This window comes from Kribbella sp. NPDC050241 (assembly GCF_044459685.1).
GTDB lineage: Bacteria > Actinomycetota > Actinomycetes > Propionibacteriales > Kribbellaceae > Kribbella.
In genome coordinates this window covers 11,897-34,371 of the sequence record NZ_JBITJE010000011.1, presented here as the reverse complement: position 1 = coordinate 34,371, position 22,475 = coordinate 11,897, and the positions used below count along the sequence as shown (strand labels likewise).

At 67.9% G+C, this 22,475-nt stretch carries 16 protein-coding genes and 1 pseudogene; 10 read left to right on the top strand and 7 right to left on the bottom strand.

Going from position 1 to position 22,475, the window contains the following annotated elements:
* Nucleotides 1–5 precede the first annotated feature (5 nt).
* From ACIBG5_RS35640 to ACIBG5_RS35625, 4 genes are read left to right on the top strand one after another with little or no spacing between them, the layout of a single operon-like run.
* Nucleotides 6–1,511, top strand: coding sequence for a tail fiber domain-containing protein (locus ACIBG5_RS35640; RefSeq protein WP_396395963.1), 1,506 nt, complete (start codon nt 6–8; stop codon nt 1,509–1,511).
* Nucleotides 1,498–1,860 (top strand): hypothetical protein, encoded by a 363-nt coding sequence (locus tag ACIBG5_RS35635; protein ID WP_396395962.1) that lies wholly within the window; start codon nt 1,498–1,500, stop codon nt 1,858–1,860. The genes ACIBG5_RS35640 and ACIBG5_RS35635 overlap by 14 nt, the downstream gene beginning before the upstream one ends.
* Nucleotides 1,833–3,122 (top strand): lanthionine synthetase C family protein, encoded by a 1,290-nt coding sequence (locus ACIBG5_RS35630; protein WP_396395960.1) that lies wholly within the window; start codon nt 1,833–1,835, stop codon nt 3,120–3,122. The genes ACIBG5_RS35635 and ACIBG5_RS35630 overlap by 28 nt, the downstream gene beginning before the upstream one ends.
* Entirely contained in the window at nt 3,119–6,097 is a 2,979-nt protein-coding gene (locus tag ACIBG5_RS35625) for a lantibiotic dehydratase (RefSeq protein ID WP_396395959.1), read from the top strand. Before ACIBG5_RS35630 ends, ACIBG5_RS35625 begins: the two co-directional genes overlap by 4 nt.
* On the opposite strand, the gene ACIBG5_RS35620 is transcribed toward ACIBG5_RS35625, so the two are convergent.
* The 3 genes from ACIBG5_RS35620 to ACIBG5_RS35610 form a co-directional block, all read right to left on the bottom strand.
* Nucleotides 6,090–8,222 (bottom strand): DUF4157 domain-containing protein, encoded by a 2,133-nt coding sequence (locus ACIBG5_RS35620; RefSeq protein ID WP_396395957.1) that lies wholly within the window; start codon nt 8,220–8,222, stop codon nt 6,090–6,092. The two genes, ACIBG5_RS35625 and ACIBG5_RS35620, sit on opposite strands and share 8 nt — an antisense overlap.
* Before the next feature lie 229 nt (nt 8,223–8,451).
* A complete protein-coding gene (locus ACIBG5_RS35615; protein WP_396395956.1) occupies nt 8,452–8,988 on the bottom strand; it encodes a hypothetical protein in 537 nt (178 codons plus the stop codon).
* Between the two features lie 10 nt (nt 8,989–8,998).
* Nucleotides 8,999–9,754 (bottom strand): hypothetical protein, encoded by a 756-nt coding sequence (locus ACIBG5_RS35610; RefSeq protein ID WP_396395954.1) that lies wholly within the window; start codon nt 9,752–9,754, stop codon nt 8,999–9,001.
* Between the two features lie 839 nt (nt 9,755–10,593).
* Here ACIBG5_RS35610 and ACIBG5_RS35605 point away from each other — a divergent pair.
* The gene (locus ACIBG5_RS35605; protein ID WP_396395953.1) at nt 10,594–10,827 is read left to right on the top strand and encodes a hypothetical protein; all 234 of its coding nucleotides are present in this window, start codon (nt 10,594–10,596) and stop codon (nt 10,825–10,827) included.
* 531 nt (nt 10,828–11,358) lie between these two features.
* On the opposite strand, the gene ACIBG5_RS35600 is transcribed toward ACIBG5_RS35605, so the two are convergent.
* Nucleotides 11,359–12,201, bottom strand: coding sequence for a LysR family transcriptional regulator (locus ACIBG5_RS35600; protein WP_396395951.1), 843 nt, complete (start codon nt 12,199–12,201; stop codon nt 11,359–11,361).
* Nucleotides 12,202–12,309: 108 nt separating this feature from the next.
* Here ACIBG5_RS35600 and ACIBG5_RS35595 point away from each other — a divergent pair, with 108 nt between their 5' ends.
* On the top strand, nt 12,310–13,560 hold the full coding sequence (locus ACIBG5_RS35595) for an MFS transporter (protein WP_396395950.1): 1,251 nt from the start codon (nt 12,310–12,312) through the stop codon (nt 13,558–13,560).
* 62 nt (nt 13,561–13,622) lie between these two features.
* Here the strand turns inward: ACIBG5_RS35595 and ACIBG5_RS35590 are convergent, their stop codons facing one another.
* Nucleotides 13,623–14,285 carry a hypothetical protein gene (locus tag ACIBG5_RS35590; protein ID WP_396395949.1) on the bottom strand — a complete coding sequence of 221 codons (663 nt, stop codon included), beginning with the start codon at nt 14,283–14,285 and terminating at the stop codon, nt 13,623–13,625.
* 288 nt (nt 14,286–14,573) lie between these two features.
* On the opposite strand from ACIBG5_RS35590, the gene ACIBG5_RS35585 reads away from it, so the two are divergent.
* The 4 genes from ACIBG5_RS35585 to ACIBG5_RS35570 all read left to right on the top strand — a co-directional run bounded on the left by ACIBG5_RS35585 (nt 14,574) and on the right by ACIBG5_RS35570 (nt 19,225).
* The gene (locus ACIBG5_RS35585) at nt 14,574–14,966 is read left to right on the top strand and encodes a glyoxalase superfamily protein (protein WP_396395947.1); all 393 of its coding nucleotides are present in this window, start codon (nt 14,574–14,576) and stop codon (nt 14,964–14,966) included.
* A gap of 209 nt (nt 14,967–15,175) precedes the next feature.
* Nucleotides 15,176–16,282 (top strand): sensor histidine kinase, encoded by a 1,107-nt coding sequence (locus ACIBG5_RS35580; protein ID WP_396395945.1) that lies wholly within the window; start codon nt 15,176–15,178, stop codon nt 16,280–16,282.
* Entirely contained in the window at nt 16,279–16,941 is a 663-nt protein-coding gene (locus tag ACIBG5_RS35575; RefSeq protein ID WP_396395943.1) for a response regulator, read from the top strand. The genes ACIBG5_RS35580 and ACIBG5_RS35575 overlap by 4 nt, the downstream gene beginning before the upstream one ends.
* An 82-nt stretch (nt 16,942–17,023) precedes the next feature.
* Nucleotides 17,024–19,225, top strand: coding sequence for an MMPL family transporter (locus tag ACIBG5_RS35570; RefSeq protein ID WP_396395942.1), 2,202 nt, complete (start codon nt 17,024–17,026; stop codon nt 19,223–19,225).
* 236 nt (nt 19,226–19,461) lie between these two features.
* Here the strand turns inward: ACIBG5_RS35570 and ACIBG5_RS35565 are convergent.
* Together ACIBG5_RS35565 and ACIBG5_RS35560 are read right to left on the bottom strand one after the other, a co-directional pair.
* Nucleotides 19,462–19,758: pseudogene (locus tag ACIBG5_RS35565) on the bottom strand (relaxase domain-containing protein); the annotation flags it as partial.
* Between the two features lie 765 nt (nt 19,759–20,523).
* The gene (locus ACIBG5_RS35560; protein WP_396395941.1) at nt 20,524–22,077 is read right to left on the bottom strand and encodes a phytoene desaturase family protein; all 1,554 of its coding nucleotides are present in this window, start codon (nt 22,075–22,077) and stop codon (nt 20,524–20,526) included.
* Between the last annotated feature and the right edge of the window lie 398 nt (nt 22,078–22,475).

The window sequence follows — 22,475 nt, the reverse complement described above, 5'->3', positions numbered from 1 at the left end:
GATCGATGGGTATCACCGGCCTGGTGCGGACGCAGTACTGGAACGTCAGTGGCCCGAATCCGACACCGCGGTCAGGGATGACGTCGCGCGCGGAGTCGCGGACCGATGTCGAGGGATATCTGCTGGCCGCGGACGCGGCGCGGAACGCGGCCCTGTACGGGTACGGCGTGGCCGGCGGGCTGCAGGTGTCCGCGACCATGGGGTCGACCGGGATCACGCTGGCCCCCGGCGTCGCGGTCGATCTGGACGGGCACATCGTCGTACTGGCCGAGGGCGGCTTCGCGATCGTCGATCCGTTCGTGGGCCCGACCGGCGTACAGAACATCCCGACCGTGCAGGTGGCGTCGACGGGGGTCACCTTCGAGACCACCGATCTGGCCGGCGACCTGCTGTTCACGATCACGTGGCGGGAGGTCGAGGAGTCGACCACCGGACTCCTGGTGCTGCACCAGGCGCCGTGGTTGCGGCTCGTGGACCCGGCGACGTTCGTGGACGACGGTCTGCAACTCGTGCTCGCAGCGGTCAGTTTGGGCGCCGGGGGAGTCGTCGATGGTCTCCAGCCCGGGGCGCGTCGGTTCGTCTCGGCTCCCGCGAGTCGTGTCGAGCTCCGCATGCCCAGCCTCGAAGCGACGGGATCGGCAGTGACGCAGCTGCCTACTGCTGAGCTCGCCGCTCGCACCGATGGCGGGGCGGACCTCAACGTCATGGCGCCGACCGGACCCAGTCGGCGGGCTCTCTCGGTCCTGGGCACTGGCGAAGTCGATCTCGCGGCGGGCCTTCGCGTCAGTGGGTCGACGTCGCTCGCCGCGGGCCTGACGGTGGCCGCCGGGGTCCAGCTCGACAGCGACCTGTCCGTGGGAGCGAACCTGACTGCGGGCGGCGACCTTGCGGTGGCCGGAAGTCTGGCGCTGGACGGTCACCTCACCGCGGCAGGAGAGCTTCGGGGTCTGAGTGCGACGGTGACCGCGCTGACCGTCAACGGTGAGGCCGAGGTGACCACGCTCACCGCGAGTGGTGACGCCCAGCTGACGAAGCTCTCGGTGAGCGACGATGCCCAGCTCGGATCGGATCTCACGGTCTCTCACAACGTCTTCGTCCAGGGCCGGGTGGGCGTCAACAAACCCAATCCTCAGTTCGCGATCGATGCCGCCGGCACCATTTGCGCGACCGTGTTCTGCAACCCGTCCGATCTGCGGGTCAAGTCGGACGTCCGGGAGTACGTCGGTGTACTCGACCGGCTGGCCGACGTCCGCGCGGTGAACTTTGTCCGGGCCGGGACCGGCGACGAGACTCGGCACGCGGGGATCGTCGCGCAGGACGTCGCCTTGTCGTTCCCGGAGCTCGTCGTACCGATGGGACCGGACGGACTGATGGCGGTGGACTACTCCGGGCTGGCCGGCGTACTCGTGGGTGCGGTCAACGAGCTGCGGGCCGCGACCGAGGCGCTGTCCGCACGGGTGACCGGCCTGGAGGACGGGGCGGTGGAGGACGGCGACGATGACCGCGGGTGAAGAGCTCGCCGCCGAGTTCGACGAGTTCGATCTCGACCTGGCCTTCGGCGAGCTGGGCGGTCCGCAGGACATTGTTCTGTACCTGCCGACCGGCCGCGACATCCCCAACGAGACCTGCAACACCCAGAACGCGACGTGCCCGAACACGTGCCACGCAACCTGCCCGGCCACGTGTCCCAACACCTGTCACGCAACCTGCCCCAATACCTGTCGTGCGACATGCCCCGACACCTGTCGTGCGACGTGCCCCGATACCTGTCATGCCACCTGCCAGGAGACGTGTGGTGTCTGCCAGACCTTCGCGAACACGCACTGCTTCACGTGCCGATCGAATTGCCACGAGCCGTGATCGCGGCAGAGGTTGCCGAACGCGTCGCCATCAGGGTCACTGACCCGGCGGTGCTGGCCGACGCGATCGAGGCGTCGGCGAGGCAGTCGCAGTACGCCGCCATGCTGCCCTGGCGACCGGCGAGCTTGGCGCACGGGTCGGCCGGGACCGCGTTGCTCTGCGCAGAGTTCGACCGCCGGTTCCCTGACCAGGGCTGGGACCGGAGGGGACACCAGCACCTCGCGGTGGCTTCGGCGGCGGCCGAACCCTATGACCTGTCGCTGTTCTCGGGTCTGGCTGGGGTGGGGTTTGCGGCGGTCCAGCTCGCGGCGGGTCGACCGCGGTACGGGCGCTTGCTGAAGACGGTTGACGTCACGCTGTCGCCGTACGTCGAGGAAGCCGCCGACCGGTTGGCCGGCGCGGACGGATGCGCAGCCGGCGAACACGATCTCGTCTCCGGGCTGACCGGGGTGGGCGTCTACCTCCTTGCCCGGCACGCTCACGGCGGCGACGACGAGCCCCTGATCCAGGCACTCTCCGGCCTGGCTCGGCTGCTGGCAGATGACAGCCACCCTCGGCGCTGGCACACCCCCTTCGAGCTGACGGCCGGGACCCTACGGAAGACATACCTGAACGGCCACCACAACTGCGGCCTGGCCCACGGCGCTCCGGGTCCACTGGCGCTCCTCTCACTCGCACTCCTAGCCGGTGTCGAGGTCCCCCAAACCAAGCAGGCGGTCGAACTGACCGCCGACTGGCTGGTCGCCCATCAAACCACGTCAGGCGGCATACCCGACTGGCCTGACGCCGTCGCCCTGGACCCCGCGGATCTTGAGGTGGGCGGAGAGGAGCCCGGTCGAGCGGCGTGGTGTTACGGGGCGGTTGGGGTGTCGCGGAGTCTTTGGTTGGCGGGGACTGCGCTGGGGCGGAGCGATTGGCGTGAGCTTGCGGCCGAGACGATCCGTGGGATTGCGCGGCGGCGTCCGGAGCAGTGGTGGTTGGAGACGCCAACGTTCTGCCACGGAAGCGCTGGACTGCTTCAGGTACTGCGTCGGTTCGCCGTCGATCTCTCCGACCCCGCGCTCGACGGCACCGCCGAGAAGTTGGCCGCCGACATCGCCGCGACCTACGACCCGGACTCGTTGCTCGGCGTGCGCGGGATCGAGCCCGGCGGCGTACTCGTGGATCATCCGGGACTGCTGGACGGCGCCCCCGGGATCGCGCTCGCGTTGCTCGACCTGCCGGGCGAGAACGCCTGGGACCGAATGTTCCTCCTGTCATGAGCAACTACCGGGTGCTCAGCGGCCTCGTCGTCCGTGCACCGCTGCTACCAGCCACGACCTTCGCCGACCTCGGCACCGACTTCGACGCCGAACGGTGGCTGGCCGACCCCGAGGTCGAGTTCGCCCTAGCAGTCGCCTCACCGGACCTGACCGCCGCGCTGGCCTCGGCCCCGTCGCCTGCCAAGGCCCCACCAGCCGCCCTGGCCGCCCAGCAGCGTTACCTGATCCGAGCCGCTACCCGCCCCACCCCGTTCGGCGCTTTCGCCGCGCTGGGCCTGGCCAGCTGGGCTGAGCGCACGGACCTCGAGGTTGGTTCGGTACGTCGGCCCACGCGTACTCGACCGGACATGCAATGGTTGTCGGAAGCGATTGAGGAGTTGGGCCGGGGCCTGCGCGTGTACGCCAACACGTGTGCGTTCGAGCACGCGGGCAGGGTCTACCTGGCCGACCCAGGCACCGGCGGAGTCCGCTCCGGACCGGACGTGTCAGTGCGCGCGACCCCGGTGGTCCGCCGGGCACTAGCACTCGCTCGCGGGAAGGGGATGTCCACCGCTGAGCTACGCCGGCACCTCCTCGCCGAAAGCCCAGCTGCGACACCCGCGAAGGTAGACCGCCTCCTGAGTGGACTGTCCGAGCAGCAGTTCCTGCTCCCGGCGTTGCGCCCATCCCTGATCGGCGACCCGTTGGCGCGGGTAGTGAGCGAGCTCAACGTGACCCAGGCGGCTGAGGTGGAGCAGTTGATGGAGGTGGGCGCGGCCTGTCGCCGGGTTGACCTCGCCGACGCGACCACCGCCACCGCAGCACTCGGCGACGCCAGGGCGGTCCTGGCGGCGATCCAGGATCGCGGGGCTGACCTACAAGTGGATACGGGCCTACCGCTGTCCCGGACCGGGGTGGGCATGGCGGTCGCCGACGACGTCTGCCGCGCGGCCGACCTGCTGTTCCGCCTGCATCCGAACCCTGGGTGGACGCCGCTGGCCGGTTACCGGGCGGCGTTTCATCGGCGGTACGGGGCTGACGGCCGGGTGCCGCTGCTCGAGCTGCTTGATCCGCGGTTTGGGCTCGGGCTGCCGTCGGCTCACCGTGGGGATGGAGATTCCGGGGGATCGGCCGGACGAGTGGAGGTGCTGCGAGAGCTGGCCGCTGAGGCGATTCGTGATGGCAGCCGTGAGGTGGTGCTTGATGAGCAGCTGATCGAGCGGCTGTCGGGTGGGGTTGTGGATGCCGAACGCCTGCCGGTGTCGGTTGAGCTGAGTGTTTTTGTTGCCGCCAGCAACCGCGCGGCGATCGACCGGGGTGACTACCTGTTGGTGGTCGGTCCGAATCTTGGTGCGCAGGAGGCTGGGCGGGGGCTCGGTCGGTTCGCGGACCTGCTCGGAGCGGAGGCGCGCGAGTTGCTGGACGAGGTGGCTGCCGAGGAGGCCACAGTGCGCAGTGGCGACGAGGTGGTGGCTGAGCTGGTCTATCGGCCGTTGCGGGCTCGGACGGCGAACGTCGCCGTGCGTCCGATGGTGAGGGAGTACGAGCTACCGGTCGGCGTCGCGCCGACGCTTCCGTCCGATCGGGTCGTGCAGGTGGACGAGCTGTCGGTGGGATTGGTGGACGGCCGGTTCCGGGTGTGGTGGGACGCGGTGGATCGACAGCTCGTCCTCACCGCGGGACACATGCTCAATCCAGCCGCAGCGCCGCCGGTCTGTCGGGCGTTGCTGGAATTGACGACGGACGGTACGACGTACCTCTCGGATTTCGACTGGGGCGCGATGAGCGGGATGCCGTTCCTGCCGCGCGTCCGCCACGGCCGGGTGGTGCTGTCGCCGGCGCAGTGGCGGCTGAGCCCTCGTGATGCCGAGCGGTTCGAGGCCTGGCGGACGGAATGGCGGGTCCCGCGACTGGTCTATCTGGCCAGCGGCGACAACCGTCTGCTCCTGGACCTGGACGACTGCTCGCACCAGGCCCAGCTGCGCGCGGCGATGGGTCCGCATTCGCTGACCGTTCAAGAGGCGCTGCCCGGACCCGACGATGGCTGGCTCCCCGGTCCGCGCGGCCTGCTGATGACGGAGTTCGTCGTACCCCTTGTGCGCTCGCGTCCTGTCCCACGGATGAAGGCTCGAACCTTGCCGAGACAGCAGGACTCGCACCGCCTGCGCCCGCCGGGGTCCGACTGGCTCTACCTCGCGCTCGACGGCCCCCAACGGACAGAGGACGAGCTCCTCATCGGTTCCCTCGGAGACCTGGCCGACGGGATGGTCCAGCGCGGCGACGCCGACGGCTGGTTCTTCGTCCGGTACTCCGACCCCGACCCGCAACTGCGCCTCCGTCTCCACGGCGATCCCGCCGTACTCGTCGAACGCGTCCTGCCCGAGGTGACCCGGTGGGCGGCGTATGCCATCGGATCCGGAGCGCGGACCCGTCTCGAGCTCAGCACCTACGAACGCGAGATCGCACGCTACGGCGGCCCGGAGACAACCGCGGTATGCGAGGCGATCGCCTGTTGTGACAGCGCGGCCGTCCGCGACCTGCTGCGAGCGACCAGGCAGCTGAGTCGCGACGAGCTCGGGCTTGTCAGCATCGCCGACTTGCTGACATCGCTGACCGGCCACGACGACCCCGAGCGAGCACGATGGGCCAGCGCACTTGCCGGTCGAGAGACCTCGGCCGGCCCAAGGTTCCGCGAACGCAAGGACCAGATGAGGGCTCTGCTACAGGGCGCCTGGGACAAGGCCGGCTGGGACAAGGCCGGCGACACCATCGAGGCGGTGCTGGCCCGGCGCCGGGCCGCGCTACGACCCCTCGTCGAATCCCTGCAGTCTTACTGGACCGACGGCATCGGACTGCAGTCACCCGAGGAGTTGGCTCCCAGCCTCGTCCACCTCCACGCCAACCGCCTCGGACTCGATCACGCCACCGAACAGCTGACCCTCGGACTCCTCGTCCGTACCCTCCGCTCGCTGGCCGCCTACCGCCCTCCTACTTGAGGTCGTCGATGTTCGACTTCGCCTTCAGCAGATCCCCGGTCGACGCCTTCCCGACCTCGGCCTTCGCCATGATCGCGAGGATCGTGTCGAGCTTGCCCTGGATCAGCGCCTTCTCCAGCTGGGTCAGGACGATCGGGCCGTTCGCCTTCTCCCACTCGTCGGCCTCGTACAGCAACGTGTAGATCTCGATCGCGGCGTTCACGATCGAGGAGGCCTTCACGTCCTCGATGCTCGCGCCGTCGGCCAGCTGCTGGTAGACGGTGAGGGAGTGCCAGATGTCGGCCTTGTTCATGTAGTGGAAGTTGGCGGGCTGCTGCTGCTTGGCGGTGATCCACCGGTCGAGCTGGTCGCGCCGGTAGCGCAGCAGGGCCCCGACCCAGGCGCGGGACTCGCGGAACGAGGTGTTGAGGAACGGCTCAAGGTCGGATGCCTGCTTGAGTGCGCCGGCGCTGCCCTTGAGCAGCTCCGCACCGAGCATTCGGCCCTGGTTCTCAGCGATCATGTCGTTGATCGCGTCCTGCCCGAACACCTCGAAACCTTCGAGGTGCCACAGCTCGTAGGCCAGGAAGAGCTCGCGCAGTCCGAGCTGGTTCTGAGCGGCGTACTTGACCCCGGTGGCCCAGTGCATGAGCTGGGAGATGTTCTTGCCGCCACCGAGGACGTCGGCGTCGAAGTCGGCGATCTCGGTGTTGGCGGCGCCGATCAGGAACGGTATGTCAAGGTAGCCGAGCTTGTCGGTGTTCTCCTTGCCGAGAATGTCGGTCGCGGCACCGAGCTTCGTCGGCAGGGCAAGGATGTTGGCGAACATCGGCAGCGCCTTGAGCCGGCCGAGCTGGGCCGGCAGTTGCTGTCCGTTCAGCCAGGTGATCGCCTTGACCTCCCATTCACTCGTGGGCAGACGCCACGCGCCGCCCTTCACTCGCACCACTAGCCTTTGGCGGCCGCCGACGACCGCGGTCGCTCCCTCGAGCGCGGCGCCGATCCGCTCCTCGGCGGCCTCCTTGCCGCGAGCCGTGGTGGGGGAGGCGAAGTAGTCCACGAGGTACTTCGTCGACAGTCGCTGGTAGAACTTCGATGACGTGTCGATGCTGCCCGGGGTCTTGGCGCGGGCGGCGGCCTCGGCCTTGATGAACGCCAGCACGTCCCGGGCCTTGGCCTCGGCGCCCTTGTCGTTGCGCTCGATCGGTTGCTCCCCGAGCAACCAGAGGGCGTAGTCCTGTTCCGACCCGCTCATCTCCGAGCGAATCCGGTCCGCCAGTCCCTCGTTGTAGACCTTGGCGTACTGGCGCTTGAGCTTGTTGAGCAGCTGGAGCTGGCGGCCGAACGGGAGGAGTACGGCGTACACGGCCTCCTCGTCGGTGCCGTCAGGTTCCACCGCTTTGCGTAGGCGTTGTGCGGCGCTGAGCAGCTCGGCATCGGTCGTCGGCGGCCCGGCCAGGATCGCCTGGTCGCTGGTGGGGTCGCCGAGGTTGATCAGCTGGAGCGCGTACTCGAGCTCGCTGCCGCTGAAGTCGTCGCGGATGTCGGCGACGAGCTCGGCCTTGTACCTCTGCCGGTACTTGTCCTGGAGGCGTTTGACCGCTTCGGGATCACGACCGACGCGTTGCAGGGCGCGGTATACGCCTTCTTCGTCCGTGCCCCAGCCTTCGACGCCCTTCCGCACGTCTTTCGCGATGCGGTCGTAGTCGAGCGTGTCGGCGAAGGTCTGCACCGGTGCGCCCGGGGGTGCGACTTGTCGGCGGATGGGCGCGCCGGGCTGCCTTTGTTGCTGCGTCACGTGCACAAGCTCATGCGCGAGAAGCCGCTGACCGGCGGCACCAGGCGCGTATTGCCCACGCCCGAAGACGATGTTGTTGCCGACGGTGTACGCGCGCGCACCGAGGCGTGCCGCCGACTCAGCGCTCCGCGGACCACTGTGGATGCGGACTTGCCCGAGCCCTGCGCCCAGCCTCGGCTCGAAGAACGCGCGTGTCGAGGCCGGTAGCGGCGCACCTGTCGCAGCGGTCGATCCATCGGACGGCGTCGGACCCGTGAGAGTTGCCGACTGATTGCCGTCACCGAGCGGCTCGGTGCCGAGGATCTGCTCCGTCCGGCGATCCGCATCCACTTCGCTCGGATCGTCCACGCGGCTCACCGCGAGACCGGACGTCCCGGGATCGCCTACGTCTGCTTGCAGTAGGCGTCGGACGCTCTGATTGCCGATCTTGCGCTGCAAATGGAGGATCGAGCTTGCGGGGAGTTGCCGATGCTCTGCCGCTTCTTGTGCTGACTCCGGCGTCGGTGAGCTCTGTTGGGATACCCGGGATTCCCGTGCGAAGGTCCGCATGGTCGGCCGCACCTGCTCTCGACTAGTACTAGGCGACGATTTGATCGACGGAGTCCAACGGGACGAAGACCGGCTCCCCGGGATAGGCAGCAGTGAGCACGCCGGTCAGATCGAGCCGCGACTTGGTGAACAGCTTTGCCCACTTCACTCCGCGCCGGAGCGCGCCACCCAGGTCGATCAGCCCCTCCTCGAGGCCGGCCATTCGCGCGTCGTCCAGGGCAAGCTCCTGAGCGGCCCGACGGGCGAGCTCCGGGTTGCGTGCCTCCAGCTCTCGTAGCTCCGCGTCGACCTCGAGTTCGAGTTGCGCGAGCGGATCGACCATGGGTGGCGCCGGCACGACACCTTCGAGGCGGTCGCCGAAGCTGCTCGTCCCCAGCAGCGCGTCGAGCCGAGCCTTCTCCTCGTCGTACCCGGGTGCACCTTTCTGGACGATCAGATCGAGCAGACCGGCGACAGCCGGACTCAACAGCGAGTCGTGCAGTGCCACATGTTGGACGAAGCCTCGCACCGGCAGATCGTCAGCGTTGAAATTGTGGCAGTGAATGTCGACGACAGGTCCGGTCATGGTCGGTCCCTCACCGCCCGCGAAGCGACTTGGCGATCAGATAGTCCAGAACCCTTTGAGTCTTGTTCAACGGGCTATCGTCCACGGGCAGCGCCAGGTCGGTCACGAATGCGGTCAGCGCTTCCTGTTCGGTGACCGCTTCCGCCGGCGGCGCAACGATCGACAGTTCGAGGAAGTCGATCTCGTCGTCGACCCGCCAGCGTTCGGCGCGCACCTCACTGCTTACCCCCGTGACCTTGAACTCGTCCCAGCGGGTCGCAGCGAGCGGTGGAAGCAGGCTGACCGCTGCGAGGTTGACCCTGCCTGGGCCGCACGCACTGAGGAACTTCAGCTGCTCGTCGCTGAACAGCTGGGCTGCCGGGAGCTGACCGGTCTGGGCAGTGGACAGTCGCGCGTCGGACCACTTCACGGTCATCGACGTTGCGAGCGACCGCTTGAGACCTGACCAGTCCGCCTCGATCTTCAGTTCCTCACGCTCGGGCTCGCGCTCCCGGTCCTCGAAGTAGTCCGGATGCAGCTGGGACCACCGGCTGGGCCGGAGTTTGATCGTCGAGTCACCCGTCGTTTCGGACTTGCCGCGCACCCGTAGCACGACTCCGATGTCGAGCAGCGCCGTCGTCGCCACCGCTGGGGTGACGTCCTCGCAGAACACCACCGTCCACTCTTTGGCGTCTGTGAGCTCCAGCTGGGTGACCGCGTCGTCGATCTGTGAGCCGGACTCCTCGGCCGCCAGAGTAATTTTGATTTCCACCGTCTTCGGCTGCATTGATCCTCCCGTGATGCCGAGGTGATCAATCCACACGCCGTGGCAGTGCAAGGAGTCCTGCCACCAGCAGCGGCCCCCGGGACGCACGGACTGCGCACCCGCCCCCATCGTCGACGCCGACCGACCGCAACCCCCAGACGCCTCGTCACCCGATGCAGCGTCAACCTTCAACAATCCTCCCGCTCCAATGCGCCGTCAAGGAAGCAAGTGTTTGATATGCCGCGTTCGCGGTTGGGCTGTAATACAAGCATCAACTGTCGACGCCTCGGATGGAGTATTCATTTGACGAATCTATTCGTCATGTTCCGGGCTTTACAGAATCGTTTCCCGATGCATTCTCGTGGTGGAGGGTTGTTTCGGAGGCGTGGCGATGACCACTGATGGGGGACAGGAGACACGACATCGCCTGAGGGTCGTTCTGCTGTGCTCGTGGCCTCGTGGCTGCATTCGCACGAGGAGGATCACGAAGGGGTTCAAGTCTTCCGCCCGCCGGGTACGACTTTCCTCCGTCGCGAGGCCGGACGGGGTTCACGCTGCGCCGCGACGGCAGCGCTGCGGCCGTGATGCCCGGCCCGGATGATCGCGGCGTCAGTACGGACGTACGGACGCGATCGTCGCCAGCATCGAAAACGCGAAGCCGGAATGTTCCTGCTCGCTCACCCAGGTGGAAATGATCACTCACCTCGACGAAGTCGAACCCGGCCTCCTCCGCCCGCAGCGCCTTCGACGATATCGACCGGGCCATGGGCCTCGGCGATCAACTTGAATCCCAGCTCCATCCGGCAACCTCCGAGGACAGCAGCAGTTCGTTGAGCCTCACTCGACGGAGCAGCGAGGCGTTGAGCTATGCGATCGAACACCCGATCCGGCAGGAGCCGGCGCACCTTGGGTACGACGCCAGCCGTGACGTCGGCGGTGTGACGGGTGCGCGGCCGACCTGCGGTCATCGCCTCGACTGCCACGCCCGGGCCGTCGCTCTGCTCGCCCAGCCGGGTCAGCCGCTCTCGCAGCGCGTCGACACGTTCGCGGTAACGGTCATCCGGCGGGAGTGCGTCGAGTGTCTTCGCTTATGACCACCGCGAGAGCAGGTGGCGGAAGTATCGATCACTCCCGCCTGCATGGGGTTAGCAACCGTGTCCGAGGCCGGACACACACCTTAACCACACGCCTCGAGCTCAGCCCGGATTCCGTCTGCCGAACCCCATGACCGCTGATTTACAGCGTGGGCTGAGCGTCCATATTCGCGCTCGACGCCATGCCTTCGATCATGCTGTGCCGGGTCTCGAGCCCGGCCGTGTGGGCTTCCTTGACGCGGCTCTGCATGGACACCTCGCAGTCTGTCGAGAGTCCGAAGAGGATTTGCGAACAGTACGACCGGCGCCCAGGCTGCGATCGGCACGGGCCGGGCCAATCCGAGCAGGGCTGCGCCGGTCGAGGTTTGGAACGCCCAGGTCAGCGCCCCGAACGACGCGGCGACCGACAGCAAATTGGCCAGCACCGCCTTGGCTGCGAGTAATCGAGCCCGGCTCTGAGTCGCCGTCGAAAGGTACGCCGTTCGACAGGCAGCCGGTGGGCGAGATCGGTGCGCTGACCAGCCACGAGCCTCAACTCAAACGTCGTAGCGCGGTCTCAACGGCGTCGATCAGCGGATCACCTTCGGTCCGTGGGTGCCGTGCGAGACCGAGCTCAATGTCCGGCAGGGTGGGCAGGGCGTCCGCGTCGTGGCAGGCCATGGCCGGTTCGAGGTTCGCGGGCATGACTGCCGCGACACCGAGCCCGGCCCGTACCGCGGCGAGCACACCGACAAGGCTGTTGCTTTCGAACGCCAGCCGCCAGCGCCGGTCGGCACGTGCCAGCGTTTCCAGCACTGACGTGCGAAAGGTGCAGGGATCCGAGAACAACACCACCGGCAGCGGATCGGTGGCCACGTCCACACCCTGGCCGATTGCCCAGACCAGCGGGCGGCGCACCGTCCAGCGCGGCGGCGCAGGTACATCCGGGACCTGGTCGAGCACGAGTTGGACGCGGCCCGCGTCGTACGCCTCCCGCATCGCGGCGGTGGACAAGTTGAGCACCTCCAGCGTCGCGCCGGGGTGCACTCGGGCGAGGTCGGCGAGGGCCTGCGGAAGCTGAGACACGGTGATGTCTTCGAGCAACCCGACGCTGCAGCGGCCGGTCAGCGCTCGCCCGGTTTCGATGAGTGCCTGCGCGGAGAGCGAAAGAATGCGTTCGGCGTACGGCAGGAGCTCCTCACCCGCCCGGGTCAGCAAGACGCCAGACGGCGATCGGTACAGCAGCGGACGGCCGGTGGCGCTCTCGAGTTTGCGTAACTGCTGACTGAGCGCGGGCTGGGTAAGACCTAGCGCGGCCGCGGCGCGGCTGATGCTGCCGAGCCGGACGGCGGTGACGAACGACCGCAGCAACGAGGTCTGAAGATCTCTGGCCATAAGCAATTGTTATGTCATCGCCAACAAATTGGCCACTTCCTATGGGTGTGATGGCTGATCTAGCGTCACTAGGTGACCGGATACCGACAGGTACTCGCGGTGCCAGGGATGGCACCGCTGCTGGGCATTTCACTGCTCGCCCGGGTCGCGATCACGGCTGACGTGATGGCGCTGACGCTGTATGTCGTGCTGGGCCTCAACAGGAGCTATGCGGCCGCGGGTGGCGTCGCGGCGGCGGTGACCTTGGGGCTGGCGCTGGGCGGGCCGCTGCTTGGCCGCATCATCGACTGGCGGGGCGCACGGATCGTACTGCTGGTCACTGTCGTGGTGCAGGTCGTGTTCTGGCTGAGCGTGCCGATTCTGCCGTACGGGATCCTGCTGGGCGCCGCGTTCGTGGCGGGTTTGCTGATGGTGCCGGCGCAGCCGGTGACCAGGCAGGCGATCGCCGCGATGACGACGTCGGCACAGCGCCGGGCCGCGTTCGCGCTGGAATCGGTGCAGGGCGAACTGTCGTACGTGCTGGGACCGCCGATCGTGATCGTCTGCGCGGCGAAGGTGTCCCCTGGTGTGGTGGCGTTGGGTGTCGGCGCCGCGATCGTGGCGGGTGGAGTAGGGATCGCGCTGCTCAACCCGCCGCTGCGTGCCGACCACGAGGTGGATGCCGGCACGGTCAGCCGCCCTCGTCGCCGGGAGTGGTTAGGTCCGGCCATGATCGCTGTGCTGGTGATGGCGTTCGGCACCACGATGCTGCTCGGCGGCACCGACCTGGCCATCGTCGCCACGCTCCAAGAAGCCGGCCAGGTGTCCTGGGCCGCCGTGGTTGTGGCGGTGTATGGCGTGTCCTCCATCGTAGGCGGGCTGGTCTACGGCGCGCTTTCTCGGCCGCTGCCGACGTGGCTGCTGCTCGGTCTGCTCGGGCTGGCGACCATTCCCGCCGGGCTGGCCCACGATTGGCACTGGCTCTGCGTGGCCGGTGTCGGTGCAGGGCTGCTCACCGCGCCGACTCTTTCCACGGTGGCCGACGCGGTGAGCCGGCTCGCGCCCGCCAGCGTGCGTGGTGAGGCGACAGGCCTGCAATCCTCAGCGCTGAGCGCGGGTTTCGCGCTCGGCGCGCCCATCGCCGGGATGTCGATCGACGCTTCCGTGCCGGGAGCGGGCTTCGCGGCGGCCGGGCTGGCTGGCCTTGCCGCCGCGCTGACTGGATTCCTGCTGTCCTCGCGCTCGCTCGCACGAACGCGGTCCCCGCTCAGCGACCTCAGCCTCTCCGAGGCATCGGACCGTGATCCGCCCGGCACCGGCGCCGCTGCGGTGACGAACAAACTACGAGCGCGGAACACGGAGTTAGGCGGCCGCAAGTAGTCGCCGGCGCCGCTGGCGCCCGAGCGAAGTGGTTCGGGAAAACGGCCGCGACCAATCCCGGGTCAGACGACCGGTTCGGGACGCGGTGCATCGGCGAACGGGAACGGCTTGCGGGACCGGGCGTGCAGTTGGTAGCGCTGGTGGAGAACCATCGCGATCGCGAACACGACGGCGGCCACCAGGATCGACGGCCACAGGGGCCCGCTGGCTATCGCGGCGACCGCGAATCCGCCGACGGCCCCGAGCAGGACGCTGTTGATCACGCCGATCATGCCGACGGCGCTCAGCGCGACCTGCCAACGCGACCGGAGGTAGCCGTCGAGCGCCAACACGGCGGCGATGTCGTCGGTGGGGGCGGCCACGCCGAGGTAGCCGTTGAGGCCCGGGGCAGCTTCGTGGTAGAAGCGCCGGATCCGGTTGATGCGCTGCAGGTACAGCGTGTCCTCGATCGAGGACTGCAGCACACGCTCGAACGTGACCAGGCCGAGGAAGGACAGCACCGGGAACAGCACCAGGCCGAACGTCAGCAGCGTGCTGCGCGACGTCTGCCCGGCGAACGCCAGCGCGACCAGGCCTGCGGACACGGCCCCGAGGAAGATGCTGGTCCGCCCGTTGGACTCCGAGATGGTGGCCGACCGCGCCGTCTGCAGGTTGAAGTGCTCGGTGGTCATGATCGTGACGGCTGCCTGCGGGTTCTCGGGTAGCGACTCGTACGGATGCTTCATGGCAGCCATCATTGCCGACGTCGGGCGCTCACAGCGGCGGCGCTCCACCTGGAGTCGGAGCGTTGATTTGGCCCCTGGGCTGATGCGGAACTGCTCCGGCGGTGGCAGCGTCTGCGGCATGGCGAGAGTGATCGAGATCCCATGAAAGGTCGGTCGAGGAGATCGCTGGTGGAGCCGGTGGGCCGACGACGAAAGAGGCAACCAGGTCCCGCACCAATTCGGATCTGATCGCAGAGCTGAGATCGGGTCGTCGCGGCCCGAGGTAATGACTGCTGAAAGGGGTTCTCGATGATCACTGGAGTCGCCAAGGTCGTCGTCCCGGTCGACGATCAGGAGCGCGCAAAGCAGTTCTGGACCGGAGCAATCGGGTTCGACGTTGTCATGGACGAGGTCTACGGTGACGAGCGCTGGATTGAGGTCGAGGCGCCGGATCGCTCGGTAGTGCTCGTGCTGAGCCGCCGTCCCAGCGACGAACCGAGGCGTCAGGTGCCGGACGCGCTGCCGCACTCGAATGTGTTCTTGACGTGCGAGGACATCGAGCAGACCTACGCCGAACTGACTGGCCGTGGCGTGCGGTTCCCCGCGCCGCCCGCGGAAATGCACTTCGGCGTGTGGTCGATGTTCGAGGACTGGGAGGGGACGCGGTTCGCGCTCGGACAGTGGAGATCGCGGTCAGCATGAAGGGCGTTACGGACACGGCGATTCGACGAATCCCCCGGCGCAGTCCCCGACCAGGGTCCTGAGCTCACTCTGCCCGCTGATCCAGCACGATCGGGGCAGTCGCCTCCGCCTCGCGGGTGATGTCGATGTCGAGAGTCGCGCAGTACAGTCTGTTTGTGGTAGCGGGTTCCGCTCGGGCTTGGTTCGAAGCTGACGGCCTTCGCCGCGTTGTGCCGTTCTTCTCTCTGGCGTTTGGCCTCGTCGCGGCGATCACGCAGCCGTCGTCGGCCGCCGACATCGTGCTGGCCGCGGTGCCGGTCACCGCTTTCGGCCTGTGGGCTTTCGCCCCCAACGTGCCGCTTGCCGCCGTATCCGTCGGCGTAGTCGTCCCGGTGGTGGTGGCACAGCGCTCCGGACAGCTCGAGCCGGTGATGTTCAATGCCGTTCTGCTCGCTTTCGCGGCCGCGCGTTGGTCTCGGCCGCTCGGGGCGGCGGCGTCGCTCGGTGGGCTCGCGGCGGCCACGCCGGTGCTGGTAGCTCTGGTCCAGGATCCGATGGAGGTCGCGGTCGGTATCTGGATCGTGGCCATCGTCTTCATCTGGGTCGTCGGTCGCGCGGTCGCGCGCCAGGAGCGACTCGTGGTCGAGCTCGAGGGCGTCCGGCGGCAGCTGGCCGAGCAGGAGCTGCTGGCCGAGCGGCGTCAGGTCGCTCGTGACGTCCACGACTTCGTCGGGCACGGGTTGGCTGCCGTGATGCTCCAGGTCACGAGTGCCCGGCACGTGCTGCGCCGCGACTTGGTGTCCGCCGAGGAAGCGCTGCGATCGGCCGAGGAGGTGGGCCGCCGCAGCATGGAGGAGCTGCGGCGTACGGTCACGTTGCTTCGTCACGACGACGAGGCAGCAGTGGCACCGCCGCCGTCGACCGCAGAGATCCCCGCACTCGTCGACCAGGCCCGAGCCGGGGGTCTGGCCGTCGAGCTGCGAATGCGAGGAGACCTCGCCCGGATTTCGCCGGGGACGGGCGTCGCGCTCTACCGGATCGCCCAGGAGGCGCTGGCGAACGCTGCTCGGCACGCGCCGCGCGCGCAAACCGTTCTCGGGCTCGAGCTGTCGGACGGCGACGTACGTCTCGTGGCCGAGACCTCAGGACCAGTCGCCACCGCCGGGGCGACTGATCCCGAGCGGCCCCGGTACGGCGTGATCGGTATGAGGGAACGGGCGAGTGCACTCGGCGGCGACCTCGTGGCCGGGCCGACGCCGTACGGTTGGCAGCTGAGCTGCCGGCTGCCGCTGAAGGTGGACAACGAGCTAGCGGAGGGAGATCCGCGAAGGCCATGATCCGTGTTGCTCTCGTCGACGATCAGGCGATCGTGCGCGGTGGCTTGGCGCGGATCCTCTCGCCTGCGGACGGGTTCGAGGTCGTGGCCGAGTGCGCCGACGGCAGGCAGGCGGTGGCGGAGTTGCCCGACTTGCGCCCGGACGTCGTCCTGATGGACATCCGGATGCCGGACCTGGACGGAATCGCCGCGACGAAGCGATTACGTGCCGCCGAGAACCCCCTCGTCGTCCTCGTGCTCACGACCTTCGGTGAGGACGAGGTGCTCTGGGGAGCGATCGAGGCCGGTGCGGCTGGGTTCGTGCTCAAGTCCTCGTCCGCCGAGGATCTGATCGCGGCCGTTCGTGCGGTCGCCGGCGGCGGGGCCTGGTTCGACGCGGCGGTCGCGCCGCGGCTGCTCGACCGGTACCGGCGTGTCGTTGCCCCGGCGGCACGGGACGCGGCGCGGATCGACCTGCTCACCAACCGCGAACAGGACGTCCTGCGATTGATGGCGCGCGGTGCCACCAATGCCGAAATCGCCGCGGACCTGCACATCGGCGAGGCGACGGTGAAGACGCGGGTCGGCAGCATCTTCGCCAAGCTTGGTGTACGCGACCGGCCTGCTGCGATCGTGTTCGCGTACGACCACGGTGTGGTCACTCCGGGCCGGACGCCGTAGAACGGCCTCCACCCATGGTCGGAACGCAGTTCGAGCCCGTAGGGCGATGCGGCACCGGACGGGCGTGCTTAGCGTCGGCGACATGACCGAGAAACTCGCGTGGGCCTGCGGCCGCCGGCCGTGGCTCGTGGTCGGGCTGTGGCTCGTCGTCATTGTCAGCGCCTTCGGGGTGGTGGCGACGCTCCTCGCGTTCGAGGGCGATACCGAGATCACGAAGACGACCGAGTCCAAGGAGGCCGACCGGGTCCTCGCCGACGGCTTTCCCCGCGAGGTGGCGAGCGGAGAGGCGATCAGCGAGGTCGTCGTGGTGAGGGTCGAGGACGGCAAGGTCGAAGCGGCTGCTCCGCGCGCGCGAGTCGTCGCGCTCGCGGCTGAGCTGCGCGCGGCCGGGGCGACCCGCGTCGTCACCTACGAGGACGACCGGCACCTCGTCTCGCAGGACGGTGACTCGACCGTGCTCCAGGTCGCACTTGGCCGTGACGGGGAGGACGACGTCGACGATGTGGTCGATGCGGTTCAGCGCCTCGATGACGAGCCTGGCTACCGCGCGGCGGTGACCGGCAGCAGGACGGCGGACGCCGATGAGGACATGGCTTCGCTGCAGGATCTGAAGAAAGGCGAACTCTTCTTCGGCGCTCCGCTCGCGCTCGTCGTCCTGTTGCTCGTCTTCGGCGCGGTCGTCGCGGGCCTCGTTCCCGTCCTGATCGCGCTCACCTCGATCGTCGTCGCCCTCGCGCTCGTGGCGCTCCTGGCGCAGGCGTACGACGTCTCCGTTTTCACCCAGAACATGCTGATCGGCATGGGCCTCGCCCTCGGAATCGACTACTCGCTCTTCACCCTCTCCCGCTATCGGGAGGAGCGGCTGCGGGAGCGGACGAAGCATGAGGCCATCGCCACTGCAGGTGCCACCGCCGGCCGTGCCGTCCTCTTCAGCGGGATCGCGTTCGTGCTCGCGATGCTCGGGCTCCTGCTGGTTCCGAGCACGATCTTCCGCAGCCTCGCAGCCGGCGCGATCCTGGTCGGGATCGTCTCGGTGATCGCCGCGCTGACGCTGCTCCCCGCGGTCCTCGCACTGCTCGGCGACCGGGTGAATGCGCTTCGCATCCCCTTCTTCGGCCGCGCAACTGAGCAGGCGGGCCGGGAGGGGCGCTTCTGGGGCGCGATCGTCCACCGGGTCATGCGCCACCCGGCCGCCAGCCTCGTGCTCGGCGCCGGCCTGCTGCTCGCGCTGGCGGCCCCGGTGCTGGCGCTCAACACAGGTACGTCGGGGGCTGCGACGCTTCCCGACACCTTCGAGTCGAAGCAGGGCTATCTCCTCCTCCGCGAGGAGTTTCCGAAGGAGTCGACCGAGCCGGTCGACATCGCGGTCGCCGGAGACGTCCGCGGGTCCGCCATCGTGGGCGCTGTGGCTCGCCTCGAGCGGGAACTCGCCCGCCGCCCGATCTTCGGGGAACCGGTCGTCGAGGCAAACGACGCGGGCACGGTCGCCCGCGTCACAGTTCCGATCGCGGCCAATCCCGACAGCGAGGGTGCGATCGAGGCCGTCCGCGGACTACGCGACGAGGTCGTCCCCGTTGCGTTCGCAGGTGTTGACGCCGCGGTGTACGTCGGCGGCGACACCGCGGAGGAACTCGATTACCAGGACACCGTCAACTTCTGGCTTCCACTCGTGCTCCTCTTCGTGCTCGGACTCAGCTTCCTCCTGCTCACGCTCGCGTTCCGCTCGATCGTCGTTCCAGCGACCGCGATCGCCATGAACCTGCTCTCGGTCGGAGCGGCCTACGGGTTGCTCGTGCTCGTCTTCCAAGAAGGCGTCGGCAACGAGCTTCTGGGGCTGAGCGAGGCCGAGACGATCGACGCCTGGGTTCCGCTCTTCTTGTTCGCTGTTCTCTTCGGGCTCTCGATGGACTATCAAGTCTTCCTGCTCAGCCGCATCCGTGAGCGCTACACGGCGACCGGCGACACGGACGCCGCCATCTCCTTCGGCATCGGCTCGACGGCCCGCCTGATCACCGGCGCCGCACTCATCATCATCGCCGTCTTCTGGGGCTTCGCGATGGGCGACACCATCGCCTTCCAGCAGATGGGCTTCGGTATCGCTGTCGCGCTGCTGATCGACGCGACGATCGTCCGCTCCGTGCTCGTCCCGGCAACGATGAAGCTGCTCGGCGAGCGCAACTGGTACCTCCCCTCCTGGCTCACCTGGCTCCCCGACGTGCGCGTGGAGGGCACCCAGTCGCCACCGAAGGCCAAGCTTCGGCCGATGCCCGGCGGAAGCCACTGACCGGATGGTGACCGTCTCGCGGCTGGCAACGCTCGGCGATGTCGATGTCGATGTCGACGATGCCGCGCCATGGTGGTCGCCGGTGAGACGGGCAGATCAAGGCGAGTGGCCGAGCCGATCAGGTCGGAGCTGCGGCCCGGCAAATGAGGCGGTTTCGAGCGGATCTGCTTGACCGCGGTCTGCCGGGTCGCCTCGTCCAGTCCCGGATCGAGCGCGCGGATCTGCTCCTGAATCCGTTCTGATGGACTCTTGTAGATCTGGTATCGACGTCCGAGCGCCCGGCCCGTCAGCGGGTCTTCCGCCCGACCGAAAACAGCCGCCATCTGCGCCTCGGAGACCTCGCTTCCAGCCGCGAGTTCACCATCGCCCAGCCCGTTGAGGCCGGTACCTAGCCAGCGTCCAGGTGGGTATCCGGACGCGGTGTAGTACGCCGTGAGCGGTGTCGCCATGCGCCGGTCAACGTCGCCCGCGGCAACATGTCGCAGTAGGTATAGATAGCCATCCCCGGCCGTGAGCCGGTGGATACTCAACACGCCGTCTCCAAGCAGAAGACGCCGGCCAGCTGCCGCAATTCGTGCCTCATAACAGCTCAACGGTTGACGGCAGCAGAGCCTATGACCGACGCCTCGGCGACAGAGGCTCCTCGAGTGCAAGATGTGTGACGATGGTGATCCTGCTGCGGTACTCTCCGGGATCCGTTCGCGCGGTCACGCGGTGAACCTCGGTCCGACGTCCGACTGGCAGGTCCATTTGATTCGTCGGCCTCGGGCGCGAGTTGACTCGCTTACCTGAGGACCGGTGGCGTTCGGCACCGATGCCTCGAGGGTCATGTGGGGTGGCTCACCGTGGCCAAGAGGCGACGTTCAAACTTCTGCTCGACCCAGTTGCACAGTGATCCTCAGGTGGTGGCAAGTTGCAGCACCAGATAGCCGAGTGTGGACCTGGCGACGACTGCTTCGGCGCCTAGACCGGCGAGTATGAGGACCCAACCAATCGGCCTGTCCGACAAATAGCCGCCGCAGGGGTAAGCGCAACGCCGGCCAGTGTGATGGTGAGCCACGCTGTAGTGCGCAGGGCCATCCGCACCCGATCACCATGAGCAGGCTGATCAGCCCGACCAGCCGTGAGAGCCCACAGTCTTGATGGCGTAGGTGAGCTTCTCGGGGCAGGCGCTACCGATTGACCGGCGGGAGTTGCACGGCGCGTGTGCGCCTGGCTGACTGGCCGTCGCGCTCTACATCGGTCGGTACAACGGTGGTCGCCGTTGTCGTGGCCGGAGGCTGGAAAGCGCCGAGTCTTCAGCGCGAGTGGAAGAGGGCGGCGCGGGCTGCGTTGGAGCCGCAGGCGCCGTGTACGCCGCCGCCCGGGTGAGCCGAGGCGGACGCGAGATACAGCGACTTGATCGCGGTCTCGGCCCGGCCGAGACCAGGCATCGGGCGGAGCGCGAGTTCCTGCCTCAAGCCCGACGTGCCGCCGTTGACGGCGCCCCCGACGAGGTTGGCGTCGCGCCGCTCGAGTTCCAGTGGGGTGAGGATTCGACGTGCGGTGATCATGTTGGTGAAACCTGGCGCGTACTCCTCGACTCGTGCCTCGATCCGGTCGGCCATTACCTCGGCCTCGACAGCGTCCCATTGCCCAGTGAGCTTGCCGCCGATGTCACCGCGGGTCAGTTGCGGCACGTGAGTGTAGGCCCACGCGGCCTCCGTGCCGGCCGGGGAACGACTCGAATCGGCGGTTGTCATCTGCCCCATCAAGAGAAACGGCCGGTCCGGGATCCACCCGGCGGCGAGTTGACCGGACCACCGTTGCAGATCATCGATCGAGTCGGCGACGTGCGCGGCGCCAGGAGCCAGATCAGGCGCATCCCGCCAGGGAATCGGTGAGCTGAGCGCCCAATCGACCTTGATGGTGCCGGGATCCCATTTGAAGAACCGCAAGCGCTGCAGCACCCGGGAAGGGAGATTCTGGCGCGGGATCAGGTGACAGTACAGGGCCGGGGCCGAGACGTCCGCGAGCACAGCCTGGGCGGCGGCGTACTCAGTTCCGTCGACCGTTCGTACGCCGATCGCTCGGCCATCGCGGATGACGATTTGATCGACTCGAGCCTGGCGCACGATGGTGCCGCCTCGGGCGGTGAAGCGGGCGGCCAGTGCCTGCGACAAACGTCCGGCACCGCCGCGGGGCACGGGATACCCGTACTGCTGCGCGATCATGACCAGCAGCCAGCCCATCAGCCCTGAACCCATCGCGGTGGGAGCGATGTCCGCATGCTGCGAGTTGGTGGCCAAGAGCAACTTCGCAGCGTTACCGGCGAACCGTCCGTCACCAACCGAGCGAACCGGGCCGACCAGGAGCTGGAGCCGCTTCAGTCCGCGCGGACCCAGGAGATGGCCGAGCAGATCGAGACCTGCACGGACAGGCGGGAACGGAGTGAGCAAGGCGTCGATGACTACCGGGCCGACGCGTTCCCAGTCGGAGTACAGGTCCGCCCAAGCCTGTCCGTCGCCTGCCACCTGCGCGTCCAGAGCAGCCGCGGTGTCGGCAGGATCTGGGTGTATGAGCGCCCATCCGCCGGCGCGCAACGGGTTGCCGACCGGCGCCGGCGCATTGGACCATTCCAACCCGTAGTCACTGAGATTCAGGCCCCTGATCGTTGGCGACACCGCCGCCAGCGGGTAGAACGAGCTGAATGTGTCGTGCACGAACGAGGCTTCAACCTCCGTCGAACTACGGACCGCGCCACCGATCTCGCCATTGGCCTCCAGTAGTACGACCTCCCAGCCTGCATCTACCAGCAGGTTCGCCCCGACCAGTCCGTTCGGCCCAGCGCCGACGACCACCGCATCGGTCACCGGCCTTGGAGCTTTCTCGAGTTCTTGCCGGCACGGCGCTTGGCGAAGAGGACTGTGCCGAGGACGATGACCGGCACGAGCAGGGCGAGGAGGAGCCAGGGGATTCCAGACCAGTCGTCATTGTCGCCATCTGCCGGGCCGGGAGGCGCCGGGCTCGGAGTACTGGCCGATTGCAGATCGGCAGACGTCGGGGCCGACGAAATGACTGCCTGGCCGCGGCTCGGCATTGTTTGGGACGCCGTGGCCGATGTCCCGAACACAACGCAAAGAGCGACCGCGAGCGCAGTCAGCAGGCCGACCCGATGGGCTCTGTTCATGCCATCAGGTACCCGGGTATCTCCGGCCAAACCTGACTCGGACGACATATCGATGGGTACCTGGGCGTGGCAATTGACCGA

Excerpts from the sequence above, each read along its gene's own strand:
- ACIBG5_RS35640 (WP_396395963.1), top strand. The coding sequence starts at position 6 with ATGGGTATCACCGGCCTGGTGCGGACGCAGTACTGGAACGTCAGTGGC.
- ACIBG5_RS35635 (WP_396395962.1), top strand. The coding sequence starts at position 1,498 with ATGACCGCGGGTGAAGAGCTCGCCGCCGAGTTCGACGAGTTCGATCTC.
- ACIBG5_RS35625 (WP_396395959.1), top strand. The coding sequence starts at position 3,119 with ATGAGCAACTACCGGGTGCTCAGCGGCCTCGTCGTCCGTGCACCGCTG.
- ACIBG5_RS35615 (WP_396395956.1), bottom strand. The coding sequence starts at position 8,988 with ATGACCGGACCTGTCGTCGACATTCACTGCCACAATTTCAACGCTGAC.
- ACIBG5_RS35610 (WP_396395954.1), bottom strand. The coding sequence starts at position 9,754 with ATGCAGCCGAAGACGGTGGAAATCAAAATTACTCTGGCGGCCGAGGAG.
- ACIBG5_RS35600 (WP_396395951.1), bottom strand. The coding sequence starts at position 12,201 with ATGGCCAGAGATCTTCAGACCTCGTTGCTGCGGTCGTTCGTCACCGCC.
- ACIBG5_RS35595 (WP_396395950.1), top strand. The coding sequence starts at position 12,310 with ATGGCACCGCTGCTGGGCATTTCACTGCTCGCCCGGGTCGCGATCACG.
- ACIBG5_RS35590 (WP_396395949.1), bottom strand. The coding sequence starts at position 14,285 with ATGAAGCATCCGTACGAGTCGCTACCCGAGAACCCGCAGGCAGCCGTC.
- ACIBG5_RS35585 (WP_396395947.1), top strand. The coding sequence starts at position 14,574 with ATGATCACTGGAGTCGCCAAGGTCGTCGTCCCGGTCGACGATCAGGAG.
- ACIBG5_RS35575 (WP_396395943.1), top strand. The coding sequence starts at position 16,279 with ATGATCCGTGTTGCTCTCGTCGACGATCAGGCGATCGTGCGCGGTGGC.
- ACIBG5_RS35570 (WP_396395942.1), top strand. The coding sequence starts at position 17,024 with ATGACCGAGAAACTCGCGTGGGCCTGCGGCCGCCGGCCGTGGCTCGTG.